The 17,737-nt window shown below is 57.4% G+C and carries 18 protein-coding genes and 1 tRNA gene; 3 read left to right on the top strand and 16 right to left on the bottom strand.

Going from position 1 to position 17,737, the window contains the following annotated elements; all coding sequences use genetic code 11:
• Positions 1–51 precede the first annotated feature (51 nt).
• The 9 genes from AAC620_RS05355 to ltnD all read right to left on the bottom strand — a co-directional run bounded on the left by AAC620_RS05355 (position 52) and on the right by ltnD (position 8,905).
• Complete coding sequence (locus AAC620_RS05355; RefSeq protein WP_340243219.1) at positions 52–990, bottom strand: 2-hydroxyacid dehydrogenase; 939 nt, start codon at positions 988–990, stop codon at positions 52–54.
• 88 nt (positions 991–1,078) lie between these two features.
• On the bottom strand, positions 1,079–1,918 hold the full coding sequence (locus AAC620_RS05350) for a phosphogluconate dehydrogenase C-terminal domain-containing protein (protein ID WP_340243218.1): 840 nt from the start codon (positions 1,916–1,918) through the stop codon (positions 1,079–1,081).
• A 3-nt stretch (positions 1,919–1,921) separates the two neighbouring features.
• A complete protein-coding gene (locus tag AAC620_RS05345) occupies positions 1,922–3,292 on the bottom strand; it encodes a four-carbon acid sugar kinase family protein (protein ID WP_340243216.1) in 1,371 nt (456 codons plus the stop codon).
• Positions 3,289–4,536 (bottom strand): ribulose-bisphosphate carboxylase large subunit family protein, encoded by a 1,248-nt coding sequence (locus AAC620_RS05340; RefSeq protein WP_340243214.1) that lies wholly within the window; start codon positions 4,534–4,536, stop codon positions 3,289–3,291. The genes AAC620_RS05345 and AAC620_RS05340 overlap by 4 nt, the downstream gene beginning before the upstream one ends.
• Positions 4,533–5,279, bottom strand: a complete 747-nt coding sequence (nanR, locus tag AAC620_RS05335; RefSeq protein WP_340243212.1) for a transcriptional regulator NanR — start codon at positions 5,277–5,279, stop codon at positions 4,533–4,535. The genes AAC620_RS05340 and nanR overlap by 4 nt, the downstream gene beginning before the upstream one ends.
• Before the next feature lie 51 nt (positions 5,280–5,330).
• On the bottom strand, positions 5,331–6,092 hold the full coding sequence (locus AAC620_RS05330; protein ID WP_340243210.1) for a hydroxypyruvate isomerase family protein: 762 nt from the start codon (positions 6,090–6,092) through the stop codon (positions 5,331–5,333).
• A complete protein-coding gene (gene otnC, locus AAC620_RS05325) occupies positions 6,092–6,739 on the bottom strand; it encodes a 3-oxo-tetronate 4-phosphate decarboxylase (protein WP_340243209.1) in 648 nt (215 codons plus the stop codon). The genes AAC620_RS05330 and otnC overlap by 1 nt, the downstream gene beginning before the upstream one ends.
• Positions 6,736–8,007 (bottom strand): 3-oxo-tetronate kinase, encoded by a 1,272-nt coding sequence (otnK, locus tag AAC620_RS05320; RefSeq protein WP_340243208.1) that lies wholly within the window; start codon positions 8,005–8,007, stop codon positions 6,736–6,738. The genes otnC and otnK overlap by 4 nt, the downstream gene beginning before the upstream one ends.
• Before the next feature lie 4 nt (positions 8,008–8,011).
• Positions 8,012–8,905 (bottom strand): L-threonate dehydrogenase, encoded by an 894-nt coding sequence (gene ltnD, locus AAC620_RS05315; RefSeq protein ID WP_340243206.1) that lies wholly within the window; start codon positions 8,903–8,905, stop codon positions 8,012–8,014.
• A 156-nt stretch (positions 8,906–9,061) separates the two neighbouring features.
• On the opposite strand from ltnD, the gene AAC620_RS05310 reads away from it, so the two are divergent.
• Complete coding sequence (locus tag AAC620_RS05310; protein ID WP_340243203.1) at positions 9,062–10,231, top strand: pyridoxal phosphate-dependent aminotransferase; 1,170 nt, start codon at positions 9,062–9,064, stop codon at positions 10,229–10,231.
• A 39-nt stretch (positions 10,232–10,270) separates the two neighbouring features.
• Here AAC620_RS05310 and AAC620_RS05305 read toward each other — a convergent pair whose 3' ends face one another.
• The 7 genes from AAC620_RS05305 to AAC620_RS05275 form a co-directional block, all read right to left on the bottom strand.
• Complete coding sequence (locus AAC620_RS05305; protein WP_340243201.1) at positions 10,271–10,447, bottom strand: hypothetical protein; 177 nt, start codon at positions 10,445–10,447, stop codon at positions 10,271–10,273.
• A complete protein-coding gene (locus AAC620_RS05300; protein WP_340243199.1) occupies positions 10,444–11,589 on the bottom strand; it encodes a YeeE/YedE thiosulfate transporter family protein in 1,146 nt (381 codons plus the stop codon). The genes AAC620_RS05305 and AAC620_RS05300 overlap by 4 nt, the downstream gene beginning before the upstream one ends.
• An 11-nt stretch (positions 11,590–11,600) precedes the next feature.
• The gene (locus AAC620_RS05295; RefSeq protein WP_340243197.1) at positions 11,601–12,554 is read right to left on the bottom strand and encodes a sulfurtransferase; all 954 of its coding nucleotides are present in this window, start codon (positions 12,552–12,554) and stop codon (positions 11,601–11,603) included.
• A gap of 295 nt (positions 12,555–12,849) precedes the next feature.
• Positions 12,850–12,923, bottom strand: a tRNA-Cys gene (locus AAC620_RS05290).
• Between the two features lie 96 nt (positions 12,924–13,019).
• Entirely contained in the window at positions 13,020–13,733 is a 714-nt protein-coding gene (locus AAC620_RS05285) for a leucine-rich repeat domain-containing protein (RefSeq protein ID WP_340243195.1), read from the bottom strand.
• 29 nt (positions 13,734–13,762) lie between these two features.
• Positions 13,763–14,158, bottom strand: a complete 396-nt coding sequence (locus AAC620_RS05280) for a bactofilin family protein (protein ID WP_340243193.1) — start codon at positions 14,156–14,158, stop codon at positions 13,763–13,765.
• Between the two features lie 68 nt (positions 14,159–14,226).
• Positions 14,227–15,243 (bottom strand): rod shape-determining protein, encoded by a 1,017-nt coding sequence (locus AAC620_RS05275; RefSeq protein WP_340243191.1) that lies wholly within the window; start codon positions 15,241–15,243, stop codon positions 14,227–14,229.
• 232 nt (positions 15,244–15,475) lie between these two features.
• Between AAC620_RS05275 and AAC620_RS05270 the strand changes: the two genes are divergently transcribed.
• Together AAC620_RS05270 and AAC620_RS05265 are read left to right on the top strand one after the other, a co-directional pair.
• Positions 15,476–16,129, top strand: a complete 654-nt coding sequence (locus AAC620_RS05270; RefSeq protein ID WP_340243190.1) for a protein-L-isoaspartate O-methyltransferase family protein — start codon at positions 15,476–15,478, stop codon at positions 16,127–16,129.
• A gap of 68 nt (positions 16,130–16,197) precedes the next feature.
• Positions 16,198–17,586, top strand: a complete 1,389-nt coding sequence (locus AAC620_RS05265; RefSeq protein ID WP_340243188.1) for a TolC family outer membrane protein — start codon at positions 16,198–16,200, stop codon at positions 17,584–17,586.
• Positions 17,587–17,737 lie beyond the last annotated feature (151 nt).

Raw genomic sequence — 17,737 nt, 5'->3', positions numbered from 1 at the left:
TGCGCGATCTGTAAAGAAAATCCCCGCCATGGCGGGGGTTTTTATCTGCGGTCAATTGACGGGCGTGATCAATGCGGCCCCCTTCATCAGCGCATGGATATTGTCGCGCTGCAACGCCGCCATCGCCTCGCGCGTCTCGACTGTGCCTGACCCTTGATGGGGTTGGATCACCACATTGGGCAGGTCATAGAAACGTGGGTTGATATTGGGCTCGTTGAGGAACACATCCAACGCAGCGCCACCGATCTTGCCCTGCTCTAACGCCTCTAGCATCGCGTCTTCGTCAATCGTGCTGCCGCGCGAGATATTGACGATAATGGCACGCGGGCCAAGCGCCGCAATGACCTCGCGCGAGACGAATTTCGCGGTATCAGGCCCACCCACAAGGGCCACAATCAGATAATCCACGGCGCCAGCAAGACTGACGGGATCCGCGTGATACGTCCAATTTGGCGTCTCTTTCTCGCTGCGCGCATAGTAATGGATATCCATTTTGAACGCGGCCAACCGATTGGCGATTTCGCGGCCGATCCGCCCAAGCCCGACAATGCCCACACGCCCGCCTGAGAATTTGCGGTTCAGGCGATACTCCCCGCCCGTTTTCCATTGCCCCGAGCGTGCCCAATCTGCCGCTTGGGTCATCTCGCGCACCTGCATCAAGAGCATCCCAACGGCAATATCGGCGACATCATCGTTCAACACCTCAGGCGTGTTTGTCACTTTGATCCCGCGCGCATTCGCGGCGGGGATGTCAATCGCATCATACCCCACCCCATAATTCGCAATCAGCTTGAGGTCGGGCAGCAAATCCATTTCTGCGCCGCCAAAGGCCGTATGCCCTTTGAACGCAAGCGCATGGATGCTGGCCCTTTTGCTGGCGTCAACGCCCGCAAGATCGGCGGGCGTATCCAGAAAAATGGGGTCAAACGCGGCTTTCAGCCCTGCAATATCGCTCTCGCTATAAGCGCCGATGGCCAGCGTCTGGGTCATGTGAGGATCTCCCTTAGGTAAATATGGTATACCAAACCTTGTCCCCGCCCGTAGGCGGTGTCAATCCGAAAGCAGGGCGGTTGCGCGCTTAGCCCTCGCAGATTTCAGTGACGGATTTCTTGACGGCGGCCAGATCAAAGACGCGATCTAGCCAATCGGGTTGGAAGATCACAGAGCGCGCTTTATCAATCGCCATCAAGGCCCCGTCTGAAAATTTGCCCTCAGGGAAGATGCCAAAGGCGATGGCCAATTCAATTTTGAGATGGCCTAAGATGAAATCATGTGCGGCCGCCTCAGGGATGCCCATGGATACGGCGCGATCTGTTGCCTCGCGCAGCGCCAAGGCCATGGTTGCCCCGACCGTCTCAGACAGGGCGGGTTCCAGAACAGCAATATTTTCAAGGCTGCACCGATGCGAGCGCGCAACGGGAGCATAGATCACTTTGGCGATATCTTCACATAGCGCATAATGCGGCTCTGGCCCTTGGATCAGCGCGCAAACAATGCCCTGTGGTGCTGCGATCCCACCAAAATAATCCTCCTGCGCGGCAATGCTGTCATGTGCCTCTAGGATATGGGGGTGGCAGGGATGCGTGCAGAAATAAGTGACATCTTCGCGCACGGGCATCTGACCTGCATAGGGTGCGGCAGCATCCAACACGATCACGGCCGCGCCAGATTTCAATTGATCCACAAAGCCATGCGCGATTTTGCCGATCAGGCGATCTGGCACAGCCATGACAACAACATCCGCATCGCCAAGGGCGGTTTCAGCGGCCACACAGTCAAGCCCCGTTTCCGACTTAAGGCGTGCTTGGCCTGCTTCGGTCACTTCGACAGGGGCAAGATGATAGCTGCTTTGCATCAGGTTGCGCGCAATCCGCACACCCATTTTGCCGCCCGCACCAAGAAGTGCAATTTTTGTCATGATCTATCCTTTCGCTTCGGCACGCGCGCCGTTTTTGATCCAAGAGAAATAATCAGGGCTGCCCATTTGCCCGCCCTTTAGGGCCAATTCCAAACCATCGAATTCGGGGGTGTCGCTATGCCCTTTCAAAAGGGCCGCGCCTGCCGTGGTTGCGCCAATCGCGGTGAGGGCAAACAACCCGAGCGCTTGAGCGGCAAAGCCTGATGTGTCGCCGCCTGCGATGATCGCGCGCGCAAGGCCCGTGCCGCGCAAAAGATCACGCAGAAGCGCGCCGAGACTTGTGCCAATAAGCGCATTGGCCTCATGCGGTGTATGCTGAGATGCTGACAGCGCCGCGCGCATGGCCGCAACGGCCGGGTCATCTGGCCCGCGCGCGCTGCAAATCAGCGGATCGCGCCCTTGGGAGAGCGCGGCGCGTGCGGCTTCATAGCTGTCGGTCACAGCCCGCTTGGCGCTATCGCCGCCCTTGATCAGTGCGGCAGCGTCCAGTGGGATGACGACAAACCCATCTTCTTCAGCGCGGGCAATTTGCGCCGCAGTGGTGGGTGAGACAGAGCCCGAAATCGCAATCACCTGATCCACTTTGCCAAAACTTGGGGCGGGTTCGGGCGGGGGGATAAGGCCCGATTTTTGCCAATGGGCCACCAGTGCATATTCCACCCCCTGCGATCCTATTGCCAGATGTCCATCCGCCTCTGCGGCATCCCAGATCAACGCGCCCAGTTGCGCCGCGTGATCCATGTCGATGCAATCAAGCGTTATGATTTTCGCGGGCGCATTTGCGCGCAAGGATGCAAGGCCTGTGGGGTTGAGATGCTCAAGCGTCAGTGTCGCAAGCGGCAGGTTGGTTTGCTTCCGCAGATGCATGGCCACATCGGCCTCTTGCATCGGGGTTACGGGGTGGGATGCCATCACAGGGTGGCGATCAAGCCGATAGACGGCGTCCCCTGCGGCGGCAAATAGCTGACCAAAGGCTTGGTAACGCCGCAGAGGTGGTGCGGCGATCAAGCAAGAAACCCAATCGCTGCCGCGCACCGTGAGGGCTAATTCAACTGCCTTGCCGATCGAGCCTGTATGCGGTGCGCTGTCCAAGGTGGAGCAGGTTTTGTAATGCAACAGGGGCGCGCCCGTAGCGGCCAAATGTGCAAAAAGGGGTGGCAGATGTCTGGCCATCCAATCGGGTGATTGGCTGCGCGCGGTGGTGGCAATGCCAATGCCCCGCATCGCGCCAAATCGGGCCGCTTGCGCCTTTGTTGGGGGCGCAAGGAACAGCACCGTTGGCAGGCCTGCAAAACTCAACACCTCCATCGTGGCGGCGGAGCCTGTGAAATCATCGCCCAAAAAGGCAATTAATGGCCCATCGGGAAGTGTCATTTCGCATAGGCCTTTAGCGCGCGGGCAAGCTCGGGATGGGATTTGGCGTAATCAGCGGCGGGGATGCCCGCCATCGCCGCTTGCCACGATTGCCGCAATGCCGCGACACCTGCACGCGGCCCGTCAGGGTGGGCCATAATCCCACCTCCTGCTGCATAAATGCAATCTGCATGGCCGAGGTGGCGATAGGTTTCAGGGGGTTGCAGCGCGGATTGGCCCGATGAAAAGACGGGCATCGGGATGCAGGGTGCATCGCCAAAGAGTGGGGTGAGCAGAGATTTGGCCGAGGCGATGACGCTTGCGTCACTTTCGCTGAATTTGTTTTGGAGGCCGTTGACGTGCATATGATCTGCCCCCGCCAAGCGCCAGATTTTCGACCATGCCGCATAGTCCCATCCTAGCAATTCGGCACGGCTGAGATATCCCCATCCGTTGCGATGAGCATGGAGAGGCAGCGCGCTATGCCGTGACAGGCCCAAGAAGCCCGCCACGCCGACCGAATTGAGGCTGACCATCACGCAAGTTGCACCTTTTGAGAGGGCAAAATCATGTCGGGCGCGCATCTCATCGACTTCACCTGTTAGGTTGAAGGCATACATGACCTTTTTACCAGTGCGGTCGGCATGGGCGTTGATGACATCCATCACCGCGCTCACCCTCTCCTCGAAGGGGCAGGCGGGGCCATTGGCCTGCAATTCATCATCCTTGATGAAATCAATGCCCGCTTCGGCCAGTGTGCCGACCAATTTGGCAGTGTCCTGCGGGTCAAGCCCGACCGAGGGTTTAATAATCGTGCCAATCAGCGGGCCATCCGCAACCCCTGCCAATTTGCGGGTGCCGGTGATCCCAAATTTTGGGCCAGAATAGGCCTCCGCAAATGCGCGCGGCAGGCGGAGATCAAGCAAACGTAGCCCTGAGAATTGCGCCAATTCGAAAAGATTGCCCGCGACTGTAGCCATGAGGTTGGGTAAATCAGGGCCGATATTATCCAAGGGCCAACTGAGTGTGACCTTGGCGCGCTGATAGCGCGTGCCCTGCTGCCCGCCTCTCAAGCTTGGGCTGTCGGTTGCATCAAGCGGGGTTAGGGAAACCACTTGGGCCCCCGCGCGGGCCTGTAGTTCTGGCGTTTCGCCCGGCACTTTTACAAAGGTGCCCGCGCTTTGCTCGCCCGCCATCACGGCGGCGGCGCGGGCGGGGTCAATCGGGGTTTCGATCAGGTAATCTGCTTCAATTCTGTCGCTCATTGCGCGTGATCCTGATGATATAGGGCGTTGGCGCGCTCCAAATGCTCGCGCATGGCACGGGCGGCGGCATTGGTATCTTTGCGGGCAATTCCATCCAAAATGGCGCGATGTTCGGTCAAGGTCAGTGGCTCTAGGCCCAATTTGTGAACCTGTTCTTTATGAAAGGCGCTCATCCAAGAGAAAACACCATGGGTCAGGGTTTCAAAGATCGGGTTGCCCGAGATGGCCGAGATGCGGCGGTGAAACTGCCCGTCTATTTGGGTAAAAAGCGGCACATCGCGCTTGGCGGCGGCTTGGGCGCGCAAAAGCTGTTCTAAATCGTTCAAGTCATCTGCGCTGCGGCGTTCTGCGGCAATGCGCACCATTTCCACCTCAAGGGCCACACGCGCCTCTTTGAGATGTTCGAGAGAGGAGTGCGAATGCGTCAAAATATGGCGCATGGAAATGCCCAATTGATCAATAACTCCATCTAAGGATGGGGTCGCCACGCGCGGCTTGCCGCCGTGGCGGATATCGATCACGCCTTTGTGCTGCAGGCTTTGCATGGCTTCGCGAATGGCAGGGCGGCCAATGCCATAGCGCGCCATCAAGGCGCGCTCGCTTGGCAAAGCATCACCTGGTTTTAGGTCATCGGCGCGGATCAGGGCCAATAGACGATCTTCGACTTCGTCTGACAGTTTTTTTGGCCGTATGATCTGGTCGCGTTCGGACATGGGCTGCCATGATTCTGGTATACTGGTCATACCAGTTTGGCGCAGAAAAAGACCCTCCGCAATCCCAAACACGTGCGGAGATCAGCGAAACTGTGCCATCCAGTCTAAGGTCAGGCCTGTATCGCGTTTCGGCTTATATTCTGCACCTATCGGACGGGCCCAACCAAGGCTATCGATATGAGAGAAGATATGCTCATAATTCACCTCACCATGATCAGGGGTGCCACGATCAGGCACAGAGGCAAATTGAATATGCCCGATCACAGGCAACAGACGGCTGAGGCGGTTGGTCAAATCCCCCTCCATTAACTGAACATGATAGCAATCAAACATCAGCCGCAAATTTGGGGCTTTGACCTCTTCTATAATGGCGACCGCTTGTGCGGTTGTCGAAAGGAAATAGCCCTTTGCATCATAGTGATTGAGGGGCTCAATCAATATTGTGATGCCCTTTTCGGCGGCCTGTGTGGTCGCGTGGCGCAGATTGGCTACAAAGGTCTTATGGGCGCTTTCGCCACTGGCGAACCCTGCCATTACATGCACAGCGCCTGCGCCGATGATCTGGGCATAGTCGAGGGATTGATCAATCGCGGCGCGCGCCTCTGCCTCGCGGTTGGGTAAAGCGGCCAATCCGTTTTCGCCAGCTGCAACATCGCCTCGGCTTGTGTTGAGCCCAAGCATCTCAAGACCCGTTTCATCTAAGGCGGCCTTCACATCATGCGGGTCATGGGCATAGGGCCAATGACATTCGACCGCATCAAAACCTGCCGCTTTTGCTGCGCGGATGGCATCAGGCAGGGGACGGTCAGTCCATAGAAACCCTAGATTTGCAGAAAAACGCATCACTCCCACTCCACCTCGAATTTACGCACGACATCGCGCACCTGTGCAGGCGTCAAGGCGCGGGCATCAAAGCCACGCATCATGATCGCAAGCTTGGCTGTTTCCTCCAGCTCCTCAATTGCGTTGCAGGCGGCCTCGACATCTTTGCCTGCAACCACTGGGCCGTGATTGGCTAGCAAAACGGCGCTGCGTTTGCCCCCTAGACTGCGCAGGGCTTCACCCATAGCGGCATCGCCTGGCATGAAGAACGGCAAAAGCTGCACCTTGCCCAGTTTCATGATCGCATAAGGGGTCAGCGGCGGCAGCACATTGTCGGGGTCAATTTCAGGCATCATTGACCACGCCACAGAATGGCAAGAGTGTAAATGAACCACCGCGCCTGCTGATTTTCGTGTCTCGTAAAAGGCACTGTGAAGCGGCATTTCCTTGGTTGGTTTCAGGCCCGCGATATGTTGGCCCGCTGCATCGAAGCGGGACAATTCTGCGGGATCAAGCCGCCCAAAGGAACTGCCTGTGGGCGAAACCAAAAGCCCCCCATCTTCGGTGCGGGCGGAGATATTGCCTGTTGATCCCCCCGTCAGGCCACGATCGAACATCGATTTCGCCAAGAGGCAAATCTGCTCGCGCAGTTTGGATTCAGAACTCATGCGTCCTCCAATTTTGCGAAAGCATCGCTGAAAAAGCTTTCTGCGCCAAAATTGCCTGATTTGAGGGTGAGGGCGATATCCTGCCCCTCTGATGTGCAAAAACACCATGGCACGCCTGCGGCAATTTCAGGCCCGATATCTAACCTGTCGACCCGCAGGGCCTTTGTGACCGCGCCTGAGGTTTCCCCGCCCGCGACCACAATCCGCCGTGCGCCCTGATCGCGTGCGGCAACGGCCAAATCTGCAAGTGCCGCCTCAACGATTGCGCCCGCCTCAGCCTTGCCCAATTGGTCTTGTGCGGCGCGCACCGCATCGGGTGTTGCGGTCGCATAGATCAGGGGCTGCGCTGCGAGATCTTGCGCTGCAAGCCAATCCATGGCGGGTTGCAGGCCCCTTGCCTTCAGGCTTAGGGGGTCAAGCTGGAAACTGGGCTTTCCTTGGGATTCATACCGCGCAACTTGTGCATTTGTCATGGCAGAGCAACTGCCAGATAAAACGATCCCTTCGGGCGCGATGTCGCGGGATGTGGTTTCCTTCTCATGCGCAGCCAGTAGGCCGCGCTTGGCATAAATCTGGGGGATCGGCATCGTAATCGCAGAGCCGCCCGTCAGAAACCGCATATCGGCGCAGGCCTCGGTGATCCGCGCAAGATCGGCATTTTCCACCGCATCGACCACGATATGCGCCACGTTTTTCTCGGCCAAGTCTGCACAAGCTTTTTTAATGGCCGCGGCCCCTGCGGCAACAGTCAGGCGATCAATCAGCCCAACTTTTCCACGCACCTGCGGCTGCAAAAGCCGCATCAGATTGCTGTCGCGCATGGGCGTCAGGGGGTGATCTTTCATCGGGCTTTCTGACAAGGGCAGTTGGCCCACAAACAAATTGCCCATGAAAATGGCACGGCCATTTTCGGGAAAGGCGGGGCAATAGATCGTCTGCGCGACACCCAGATCGGCCATAATCGCCTCGGCCACTGGCCCGATATTGCCCTCTGGGGTCGAGTCGAAGGTTGAGCAGTATTTCCAAAAATATTGCTGTGCCCCCGCGCGTTTGAGCCATGCGAGGGCCGCGCGCGCCTCTGCGACCGCATCTGTCACGGGTTCAGTGCGGATTTTAAGCGCGATGACCTCAAAGGGGCTTGTGTCCTGTGGCGGTTCATCAGGAACGCCAATCCGCAAGGAAACAGGGTATCCGCTGCGCGCCAAAAGCCCTGCAAGATCCGTGGCGCCAGTGAAATCATCGGCAATTGCACCAAAAAGCGTGGTCATTGTGTTATTGTCCCTTGGGCAAGGTCAGACCTGCGGCCTTGGCATAGAGTTTGGCAAGGGCTGCATCATCCTCTGCCCCAAGACCCTGCGCTGCGGCCTCTTTGAATAACGCAAGCGCGGCCTCAGTGATCGGGGCGGAAAAGCCCGAGTTTTGCGCAATATCCATCACAATCCCCAAATCTTTGGGCCAGATATTGATGGTGCTGCGTGGGGTATAATCACCTTCGATGATATGGGGGGCGCGGTTTTCTAACATCCAACTGGTTCCCGCGCTTTGCGACACCACCTCTAAAAACCGCTCAGGAGAGATGCCCTGCGCCAGCGCAAAGGTGATCGCCTCAGCCATTGAGGCGATGTGAATACCTGCCAACATTTGATTTGTGGCCTTCATTGCAGATCCTGCCCCCGCGCGGTCGCCCATTTCAAAGACTTTTGCAGAGATGGCATCGAGCGCGGGCTTTGCGGCATCAAAGGCCGCTTTGCGCCCCGAGGCCATGATCGTCAACTCACCCGAGGCGGCCTTAATCGCCCCGCCAGAAATTGGCGCGTCCAGATAAAGCAGCCCTGCGCTTTCTGCGCGCGCTTCCATTTCGGCGGCAAAAGCAGGGGGGATCGTGGCGCAAGAAAGGATCACCGTGTTTTGTTGAAGCGCCGCCGCCACGCCCTCAGGGTCGAAAAGGACGGCTTCGGTTTGCGCCGCGTTGAGCACGACCACAACTAGCGCGTCCAAAGCCTCGGCATGATCTAGGAGCGCGCCTGCTTGTGCGCCATCTGCCACAAGTCGCGCGACCGCATCGGGGTTAATATCATGGCCCCAAACCTGATGACCCGCCTTGATCAGATTGCGCGCCATCCCATAGCCCATAGATCCCAATCCGATAATTCCGATCTTTTGCATGTCTCGGCCCCTTTGCCTGAGTTGTGAGATGCAAGCCTTCGCGCGTCATGCTTGAGGTTGCTGCCCTCTTCACATAGCTCTATGCCTTGGGTATCACAAGTTTGGTATACCAAAAAAGAGTGGCCATTTTGGCCGCGCATCATAGAGGGAGCGCGCATGTCTGACTTGAAATTCGCCCAAAGCCTGTCTCGCTTGGGCACGGAATCTGCCTTTGTCGTTTTGGCCCGCGCGCAAGCCTTGGCCGCCGAGGGGCGCGACATCATCAATCTGGGCATCGGTCAGCCCGATTTTCGGACGCCTGAGCATATCGTTGAAGCGGGCATCAAGGCGCTGCGGGATGGTCATCATGGCTATACGCCCGCCAACGGCCTGCCCGCACTGCGCGAGGCGGTGGCCGCCGATTTGCATCGCCGCCATGGGGTAGAGGTGAACCCTGATTGTGTGGTCGCCGTTCCTGGGGGCAAGCCCACGATGTTCTTTGCGGTGATGATGTTCGGAGAGCCTGGCGCCGAGATCATGTATCCCAACCCTGGGTTCCCGATTTACGAATCTGTCATCCGCTATTCAGGGGCAACACCAGTGCCGATTGCGCTGCGCGAGGAAAACGGGTTTTCCTTTTCGGCAGAGGAGGTCTTGGCGCAGATCACGCCCAAGACGCGGTTGATCATCATCAACTCGCCCGCCAACCCAACAGGCGGCGTGACCCCGAAGGAGGAGATCGACAAGTTAGTCGCGGGTCTTTTGGATCATCCCCATGTGGCGCTGATGTCGGATGAGATCTATTCCAACATGCTTTATGGCGGGCGCGAGCATGTTTCGCTTCTGCAATATCCCGAAATTCGGGATCGATTGATCATGCTAGATGGGTGGTCAAAGACCTATGCGATGACAGGGTGGCGTTTGGGTTACGCCGTTTGGCCTGAGGCCTGCGTGCCGCATGTGACCCGCCTGTGCATCAATGACCATTCCTGTGTGAATGCCGCTACGCAATTTGCAGGGATTGCGGCGCTCAATGGCCCTCAAGATGCCGTGCGCGAGATGGTCGCCCAATTCGATGCGCGCAGACAAGTGATTGTTGAGGGGTTGAACACCCTTAAAGGCGTGACCTGCACCGATGCGGCGGGTGCGTTTTATGCATTCCCAAATATCTCGGGCACTGGCATGACGGCCGTGGAGGCACAGAACCTGTTCCTGAATGAGGCGGGCGTGGCCACGGTGGCGGGCACAAGTTTTGGCGCGATGGGCGAGGGCTATGTGCGCTTTTCATACGCCAATTCCACCGAGAATATCCTCGCTGCGCTTGATCGTATTGCGAAGGTGTTGTGATGCAATGACGCGCGAAGATGACCCTTCGCGCGTCACTTTTTAAGACCCGGGCGCTGCGGCGCAATGCGCGCCGCTGGCGGCTTGACCTGAACCCAGTGCCAGAATGGCAGGGGCGCGGAATGGATCAAGCGGTGCGCTGTGGCTAAGATCAAAAGCCAAAAGAGCGCCGATCATCACGAACAGCGCGATGACCCCATGTTTGCGAGACACTGTCATGTGCGGGGCTCCAGTTGTAGAAGCGGGCGCAGACGCACACCGATGATGGATCCAACAAAGGCTGCTGCAAACCAAACCCATCCATGCAGGCTGCCTGTGGAAATGCCGCTGAAAAAGGCACCCACATTGCAGCCAAAGGCAAGGCGTGAGGAGTAGCCAAGCGCAAGCCCCGCAAGGATCGTAGCACCCCACGCAATCAAGGGCAGTCGCGGGATTGGTTGCGAGAGGCCCGCGCGCCATGCGGCCACGATGAATGCGCCCCCGATCAGGCCGAGATTGGTGAGCGAGGTGACATCGGTCAAAAGGCTTTGCGCGATGCGTTCAGCATGGGCGGGGCTTCCCCAAAACGGGTTAAGCGTCAGATCAACGCCTGCCGTACTAACGCCCTTAGCAACCCAAAGGCCAAGACCGTAAACCACGCCCCAAGGTTGCCCTGCGACCACAAGATTGCCCAGTGCCAAGAGAGCGACCAATATTGCAGCCATCACAAGACGGCGGGGCAGGCGGCGTTGGCCTTGTTCGGCGAAAATCCACACGATGAGCGCGACACTGCCAAGCCCTATAAGGGTCAGGCCAAGGCCCGCGCCGCCCTCAAGCGTGACAAGAGGCAAAGTGCCAAGTGACGTCCACCAGTTGAGATGTGCAGCGCCAAGAAAGCTGCCAATGGCGAAGAAAGGTAACGCGACCAAAGCCACCGGATTGCCGCTGCCTGCATTAACCAAGGTGCCAGAGCCACAGCCCAGAACCACTTGCATTGCGACGCCAAAGACAAAGGCACCGCCCACCATCGCAAACCCGATGGGCGCATGGGCCCCGATCAACTCGCCCGAATGGCTGGCCAATAGCGGGAAGGCCACAGCGGCCACAAGGGCGATGGCCAAGAGCTGCGCAAAAAGGCCCGATGGATCACGGCGCAGGATCATCGCGCGCCACGGCCCCGCAAAGCCGAACCGCAACCCTTCAAGCGTTGCGCCAAGGCTAAGACCGATCAGCAAAAGCAGACCAAACCGCGCACCCGCAGCGGCGGCAAGGATCAAAACAAAAGAAATCGCGCCAATCAGCAAGGCAAGGCGCCCCCAACGCGCGGGGCGTTGGGGGCGGTCTAAGTGGCTGCTTTGGTCGCTTTGGGCCAGCGGCGCCATTGCGTCTCTCCTTAGAAAACCGATTTGATCTGGTTCCACAGGTTGCGGATTGGGCCAGGGACATTGGCCATCTCATAGCCTGCATTCGACCATCCGACCATGGATTCGGGGTAGAGTTTCACATTCTCAATCCCTGCCAATTCCGAGAGGGCGAACCAGTTGGTTGCAGCCCAGTGGCCCGTGTTGCAGAAAGACACCAAGGTTTCTGCATCCGTGAACCCCTCGGCCTCGGCCAAAGCACGCGCGGCATCGGCATCCACAATCGCAGGGCCATTGTCGAACCAGCTGCTATGCACAAAATATTGCGACTGCGGCAGCGTGCCTGGACGGGCAGCGGCAGGGTGGCTTTGGTCGCCGTTCCAGAAGCTTTCAGGGCGCGCATCAAGCAACAAACCATTGCTGTCGCCTGCAATCACGGTCTGGATTTGCTCTGCCGTGGCTGTCCACTGATCAGAGAGGGTGACAGTGATTGTGCTTGGTGTTGGGGTGGTTGGCTCGGTCGACAGGGCAAGCCCTGCCTCCGTCCATGCGGCAACGCCGCCATTGAGGATCGACAGATTTCCGAAACCTGCGGATTTCAACGTCCAATAAACACGCGCCGCGGCACCGAAATCGGTTTCATTCGCGCCTTGATGGGCAATCACAACAGTCTGGTTCTGGCGCAAACCCAATTCACGTAGCAATGCGGTAAGCTCTGCGGCGCTCGGCAATTGGCCAGGATTTTCAGCAGGCCCACGGAACCGACCATAGGGGGCGTTGATTGCGCCCTTGATATGGCCTGCGCTGTAGGTGTTCACATTTTCTTGGCCTTCGGCTGCAGCGGGCGCGCGAATGTCCAAGATGACGGGCGCATTCGTGCCCAAGCTGGCGTTCAATTCAGCGGGGCTGACCAAAGGGCCAAACTGCGCCGCTGCAACATTCGCCATCAGCACAAGAGCTGCGGCTGCATAAGCAATAAGTTTCATCTCATGGCCTCGTTTTTCGGGTGAGAGGGACGATTACGGCGCTGCATGTGACGTGAGAATGCATGACTGACAAGGGGACAGCACATCAGAAAACAGCCCCGAAGGCGGCCAAAATTCTAAGCAAGGAGGATCGGCAGAATTCCTGTCACGCAGCAGGGCTGATCGAGGAAAATTGTTCCGCAATTTTCGATTTCACGGAATATTTTCGTTCTTTTTTGCATAGATCCATGGATTGCGCGAACAATCCACCCGCTTGGGGCGATTTTTGTATGGGGATACTAAAACTGGGGGGAAGTGGAGGCGAGTACCGGAATCGAACCGGTGTACACGGATTTGCAATCCGCTGCGTCACCACTCCGCCAACTCGCCTTCGGGGTATCTGTGGTGTCTATGGGGCGGTGCTACTGCAAGGTTTGCGCCTGCGCAAGTGGTAAGAGGGCAAAACGCGCGGAAGAACGGGTTGGCTTAGCTTGAAAACAGTCCTTTGCGCTTTGGCTTTTCTACGGCAGCGGCCTCACGGATCACGATTTTGATGCGGGGCCCCGTTTGGATCATGGATGGATCCACGGGGCAAAGGCTGAGGTCAAGGATCTCAAGCCGTTGCAGCCGCGCAATCGGCGTGATGTCATAAACTTCGGTGTCACGCAGAATCAATTCCCGCAGATCTTTGCACAGGCTCAACGGGCTGATATCCGCAACGCGGCTATGAGATACATCAAGATAGCGCAGCACCGTCAATTCGCGCAAAGCTGTGATGTCGGATATAAATGTCCCGCCAAGCTGCAGATGAGTCAAGCTGCGCATACCTGCCAAGGGGCTGAGATCACTAATTGGCGTGGCCCAAGCTGAGACGCGCTCAAGATGAGACAGGCCGCGCAAAGGCTGTAGGCTGGTGACGCGCGTGTTTGAAATGTTCAGGCTGCGTAAATTGCTGCATTTGGCGATGCTTGAGGGCAATTCCACCAAATTGTTAAGCCCTGAAAGATCAAGCGATTGACCGTCACTCATCAAACAATCTGCGATCATGCCTTGGCAAATTGAGTAATCGGCGGCGCATTCGGGTAGGTTGCGCAAATATTCGGTCGATGGCGCCTCAACATCCATGCTGCGCGCAAGTTTCATCTGCGAGGCATTGGACACAAAGACCAGTTCATTGGCGTTTTCATACTCTGCGCTCATGATGCCGTGCCTATTGATTGCTGCGCGGTTCAATCGTTTATCGCCATGCTAGATTGCTGCTTCACGGTGACATTGCCTTCAAAGCGCGCACCAAAGGCCACGGCGAGGATGTTTTGGTTGAACTCGCCGCGCGCTTGTGCGTTGCTGTCGATTTGCAGCTTTCTACAGGTGATCGTGCCCTCGAACTGGCTATCAATTTTAACCATGTCAGCGGTGATTGTGCCGCGCACTTTAGCCCCGTGGGCAATGGTTACGTTATGACCCGTGATGTCGCCCGTCACGCTGCCTTCGATGACGACATCGCCATTGCTGCGCAACTTCCCCTCAATCGTCATACCTGCATGGATGACTGTTGCAGACGCTGTGCCGCGTGGGCCGTCAAGGTTGGGTTCATTCGGGCTTGTGGGAGAGAACGGCGTCATCATTCATCCAGAAAAATTATCAATATGATATAATATGCCTTTGCAGGGCCAAGGGTCAATCCGCTGCGACCCTATGGATCGCGCTGTATGGCGTGCTCCATGCGCTTGCCCAAATTCATCGCAATTCGGGTGCCAAAGGCCACGCAATATTTGGGATTTTCGGCCACGGTTGCAGGAACGCCCGTGAGGTCAGACAAGGCTTTGTCAATGCCCCTGAGGCCCGCGCCACCGCCTGTAAGCATCAACCCATATTCATGGATGTCCGATGCCAGATCGGGCGGTGTTTGATCGAGCAGTGACATCACCGCCGTCCAAATCTGTTCAATTAGCGGGTGCAGCGCCTCGGCCACATCTTGTTCGGTCACAACTTGCTCTTTGGGCAGGCCATTAAAGGCATCGCGCCCCCGCACTGTGGCGCTGCGTCCTTTGCCATCTGCGGGGAAGATGGCGGTGCCAATCTCATGTTTGAGCTTTTCACAGGATGAGACGCCCACGTTCAAATTGTAGTTCTTCTTGATGAAGTTTGAGATAGCCTCATCAAAATGGTCACCCCCAATGCGTACTGAGCGTGCTGTGACAATGCCGCCCAAGGAGAGAACTGCAACTTCGGTTGTGCCGCCGCCAATATCGACAATCATCGCGCCGCGTGGGTCAAGAACAGGCAGGCCCGCACCAAGTGCGGCGGCCATCGGTTCTTCGACTAGCCCAACTTTGCGCGCCCCTGCCGCTTCGACCGAATGCTTGATCGCACGCTTTTCAACGGGGGTGGCCCCATATGGCACGCAGACATACACGATCGGCTTTCGCAGCATGAAGCGGTTCAAAGCCTTGCGAAAAAACGCGCCGATCATTTCTTGCGCGGCATCAAAATCGGCGATGACCCCATCGGATAGGGGGCGGCAGGCTTGGATCGATTCCGGCGTCTTGCCGAGCATTAATTTGGCATCTTCACCCACCGCGAATAGCTTTTTGCGCCCGTCTTTGATGTGAAACGCCACGACAGATGGCTCATCCAAGATCACGCCCGACTCGCTATCCACGAAAACGGTATTGGCCGTGCCAAGATCAATGCTGATTTTTGACGTCATACTGGTTAACCGAAATACAAATAAACTGACAGATGGGCATCAATCAGGCCGCCCTAGCGCAAGTGTTAATCTATTGTGATGCGCGCGTCTATCACCCCATTGCGAGGGAATTTTGGGCAAGGATGCGGCAAAGCAGACCTAACTTGCACCAAAGCGCCCAGCAGGCGTTGCACGAGAGCCCGCCATGTGCCATAGCAGGAGCAACGCAAACTAGACTCATTGGTTCAGTTGAATGGCCGACTTTAAATCTCGCCGCGTCACGATGGTAGACACCCAAGTGCGCCCCTCAGATGTCACGAAATTCCAAGTGATTGATGCCATGCTTGCCATCCCGCGCGAGGCCTATGTGCCCGCCGATATGCAGGATGTGGCTTATATCGGTGAAAACCTGATCCTTGGGGCAGGTCGCGTGATCCTTGAAGCCCGCAGTTTTGCGAAAATGTTGGACGCGCTCGATATTGGGCCGAGTGATCTGGTTCTCGATGTCGCCGCAGGTCTTGGTTATTCCAGTGCGGTTTTGGCCCATATGGCCGAGGCTGTGGTTGCGGTCGAAGAAAATGCCGACTTTGCCCAAGAGGCAGAAGCAAATTTCGCGGCGCAATCTGTTGATAATGCCGCAATGATTTGCGCAAGCCACGCGGAAGGCGCGACCAAATATGGCCCCTATGACGTCATAGTTGTGAACGGGGCTGTTGAAACCATGCCCCCAAGCCTGACGGATCAACTGAAGGAAGGTGGCCGCATGGGCGCGATCTTCGCGGTTGGTCAACTCTGCGAATTGCGGATTGGGCGCAAAATTGACGGCCAAATGAATTGGCGGCTGTTGTGCCATGCCAATGCGCCTGTTTTGGACGGGTTCAAGCGCGAAGCGGCGTTTCAGCTCTAAGAACGCGCATCAGCGGCGGCACGAAGTAAATTTGGGGTGCCGATGGGCCCCGTGAAGGAGTGTTGCTTGTGAGTGTTCGGATCAAGAAATCCTTTCAGATGCTTGGCGTCTCGTTGGCCATGTCCCTGTCCGTCATTGGGGCAGGGCAGGTAAGCGCGCAAGGGTTGCAGGCCGCGATGGAAGCGGCCTATGAAAATTCTGATCTGCTTGAGCAAAACCGCTATCTTGCGCGAGTATCTAATGAAGGCATTGCGCAGCGCGTTGCCGCGTTGCGACCCACCCTGAATATGGTCGCACAGCGGGCGCGCACGGACGCGGCAGGCAGCTTGACTGAAACCATTGCCCTGACCGCTGAATTGGTGCTGTTTGCAAGTGGCAGTCGCAGCGCTCAGATTGCGGCGGCGCGGGCCTCTGCCGAGGCCACCCAAGCGCAGCTTTTGGGGCTTGAGGGGCAGGTGCTGCTTGATGCTGTCACGGCCTATATGAATGTCTGGCGCGATGTTCAGGTGGTGAATGTGCGTCAATCCAATTTGCGCGTGGTTGAAGAACAATTACGTGCCGCTAGAGATCGCTTTGATTTAGGCGAGGCCACCCGAACCGATGTTGCGCATGCCGAGGCGCAGATGGCCGCGGCACGATCCGCTTTGGCAGCGGCGCAAGGGACGCTCAGCATTAGCCGCGAACTGTATCAATTGGCCGTGGGCGTAGCACCAGAGGCGCTTGGCGCGCCAGGTGCGCGGCCCGAATTACCTGCGTCTGCTGAGGCAGCGGAGGTGATTGCGCGCAACTCAGCCCCCTTGATCCTCGCAGCACAGCATGAGGTGACGGCCAATCAGCACAATTTGACCGCGGCCCGTGCCGCCTATGGCCCAACTGTCACCATGAGCGCGACCTCGACAGACACGCGGGAAGGGGCCCCCAATACCATCGGAAACAGCGAGCGTCTGTCGCTGACCATCACGCAACCCATTTACCAAGGTGGGCGTCTAGCCTCTCTTGAGCGCACGGCGCTGGCCAATCTTGCGGCCTCTCAATCTAATTTGAGCCGCCAGACCGCAACAGTCATCCAAAATTTGGGCAATGCTTATGCACGCCTTTCTATCGCATCGGCGCAAATTGCGGCCACCGAGCAGCAGATTAACGCGGCGCAGCTGGCCTTTGAAGGCGTCCGTGAAGAGGCGTCTTTGGGTGCGCGCACAACGCTTGATGTGCTGAATGCGGAACAAGATTTGCTTGATGCGCGCATAGCCCGCATTCAGGCGCAGACGGATCTCTATACGGCAAGCTACGGCGTTTTGAATGCGATGGGTGGGCTGACCGCAGAGGCGATGGGGCTGGATGTAGAGCTATACGATGCTGACGCCTATGGTGCGCGCTTCTCAGGCGCACCACTTGGCCGCCCATCGGTGCAAGGCAGCCGCCTTGACGGTGTTCTGGAACGCTTAGGGCGTGAGTAAGCCCAAACGGCTAAGTCGCAATTAGGCCCGATGAAACCCGCCCCATGTGGCGGGTTTTTTACATCTAGGCCACTGGTCTTATATCCGCTCTGCCGTGTCACGTGTCGCAGCTGCCGCATCGGCAGAATTCTTTACGTTGCCGTTTGACTTC

Source organism: Roseobacter sp. HKCCA2468 (assembly GCF_037805105.1).
In the GTDB taxonomy this organism is placed as follows: Bacteria; Pseudomonadota; Alphaproteobacteria; order Rhodobacterales; family Rhodobacteraceae; genus M30B80.
Note: the sequence above shows the minus strand (reverse complement) of the source record. Positions and strands in the feature narration are given on the sequence as shown.

Coding starts and splice junctions, on each gene's coding strand:
- AAC620_RS05310 (WP_340243203.1), top strand. CDS start 9,062: ATGTCTGACTTGAAATTCGCCCAAAGCCTGTCTCGCTTGGGCACGGAA.
- otnK (WP_340243208.1), bottom strand. CDS start 8,007: ATGACCACGCTTTTTGGTGCAATTGCCGATGATTTCACTGGCGCCACG.
- AAC620_RS05295 (WP_340243197.1), bottom strand. CDS start 12,554: ATGAAACTTATTGCTTATGCAGCCGCAGCTCTTGTGCTGATGGCGAAT.
- AAC620_RS05350 (WP_340243218.1), bottom strand. CDS start 1,918: ATGACAAAAATTGCACTTCTTGGTGCGGGCGGCAAAATGGGTGTGCGG.
- AAC620_RS05270 (WP_340243190.1), top strand. CDS start 15,476: ATGGCCGACTTTAAATCTCGCCGCGTCACGATGGTAGACACCCAAGTG.
- nanR (WP_340243212.1), bottom strand. CDS start 5,279: ATGACCAGTATACCAGAATCATGGCAGCCCATGTCCGAACGCGACCAG.
- AAC620_RS05305 (WP_340243201.1), bottom strand. CDS start 10,447: ATGACAGTGTCTCGCAAACATGGGGTCATCGCGCTGTTCGTGATGATC.
- AAC620_RS05275 (WP_340243191.1), bottom strand. CDS start 15,243: ATGACGTCAAAAATCAGCATTGATCTTGGCACGGCCAATACCGTTTTC.
- ltnD (WP_340243206.1), bottom strand. CDS start 8,905: ATGCAAAAGATCGGAATTATCGGATTGGGATCTATGGGCTATGGGATG.
- AAC620_RS05345 (WP_340243216.1), bottom strand. CDS start 3,292: ATGACACTTCCCGATGGGCCATTAATTGCCTTTTTGGGCGATGATTTC.
- AAC620_RS05340 (WP_340243214.1), bottom strand. CDS start 4,536: ATGAGCGACAGAATTGAAGCAGATTACCTGATCGAAACCCCGATTGAC.
- AAC620_RS05300 (WP_340243199.1), bottom strand. CDS start 11,589: ATGGCGCCGCTGGCCCAAAGCGACCAAAGCAGCCACTTAGACCGCCCC.
- AAC620_RS05355 (WP_340243219.1), bottom strand. CDS start 990: ATGACCCAGACGCTGGCCATCGGCGCTTATAGCGAGAGCGATATTGCA.
- AAC620_RS05280 (WP_340243193.1), bottom strand. CDS start 14,158: ATGATGACGCCGTTCTCTCCCACAAGCCCGAATGAACCCAACCTTGAC.
- otnC (WP_340243209.1), bottom strand. CDS start 6,739: ATGAGTTCTGAATCCAAACTGCGCGAGCAGATTTGCCTCTTGGCGAAA.
- AAC620_RS05285 (WP_340243195.1), bottom strand. CDS start 13,733: ATGAGCGCAGAGTATGAAAACGCCAATGAACTGGTCTTTGTGTCCAAT.
- AAC620_RS05330 (WP_340243210.1), bottom strand. CDS start 6,092: ATGCGTTTTTCTGCAAATCTAGGGTTTCTATGGACTGACCGTCCCCTG.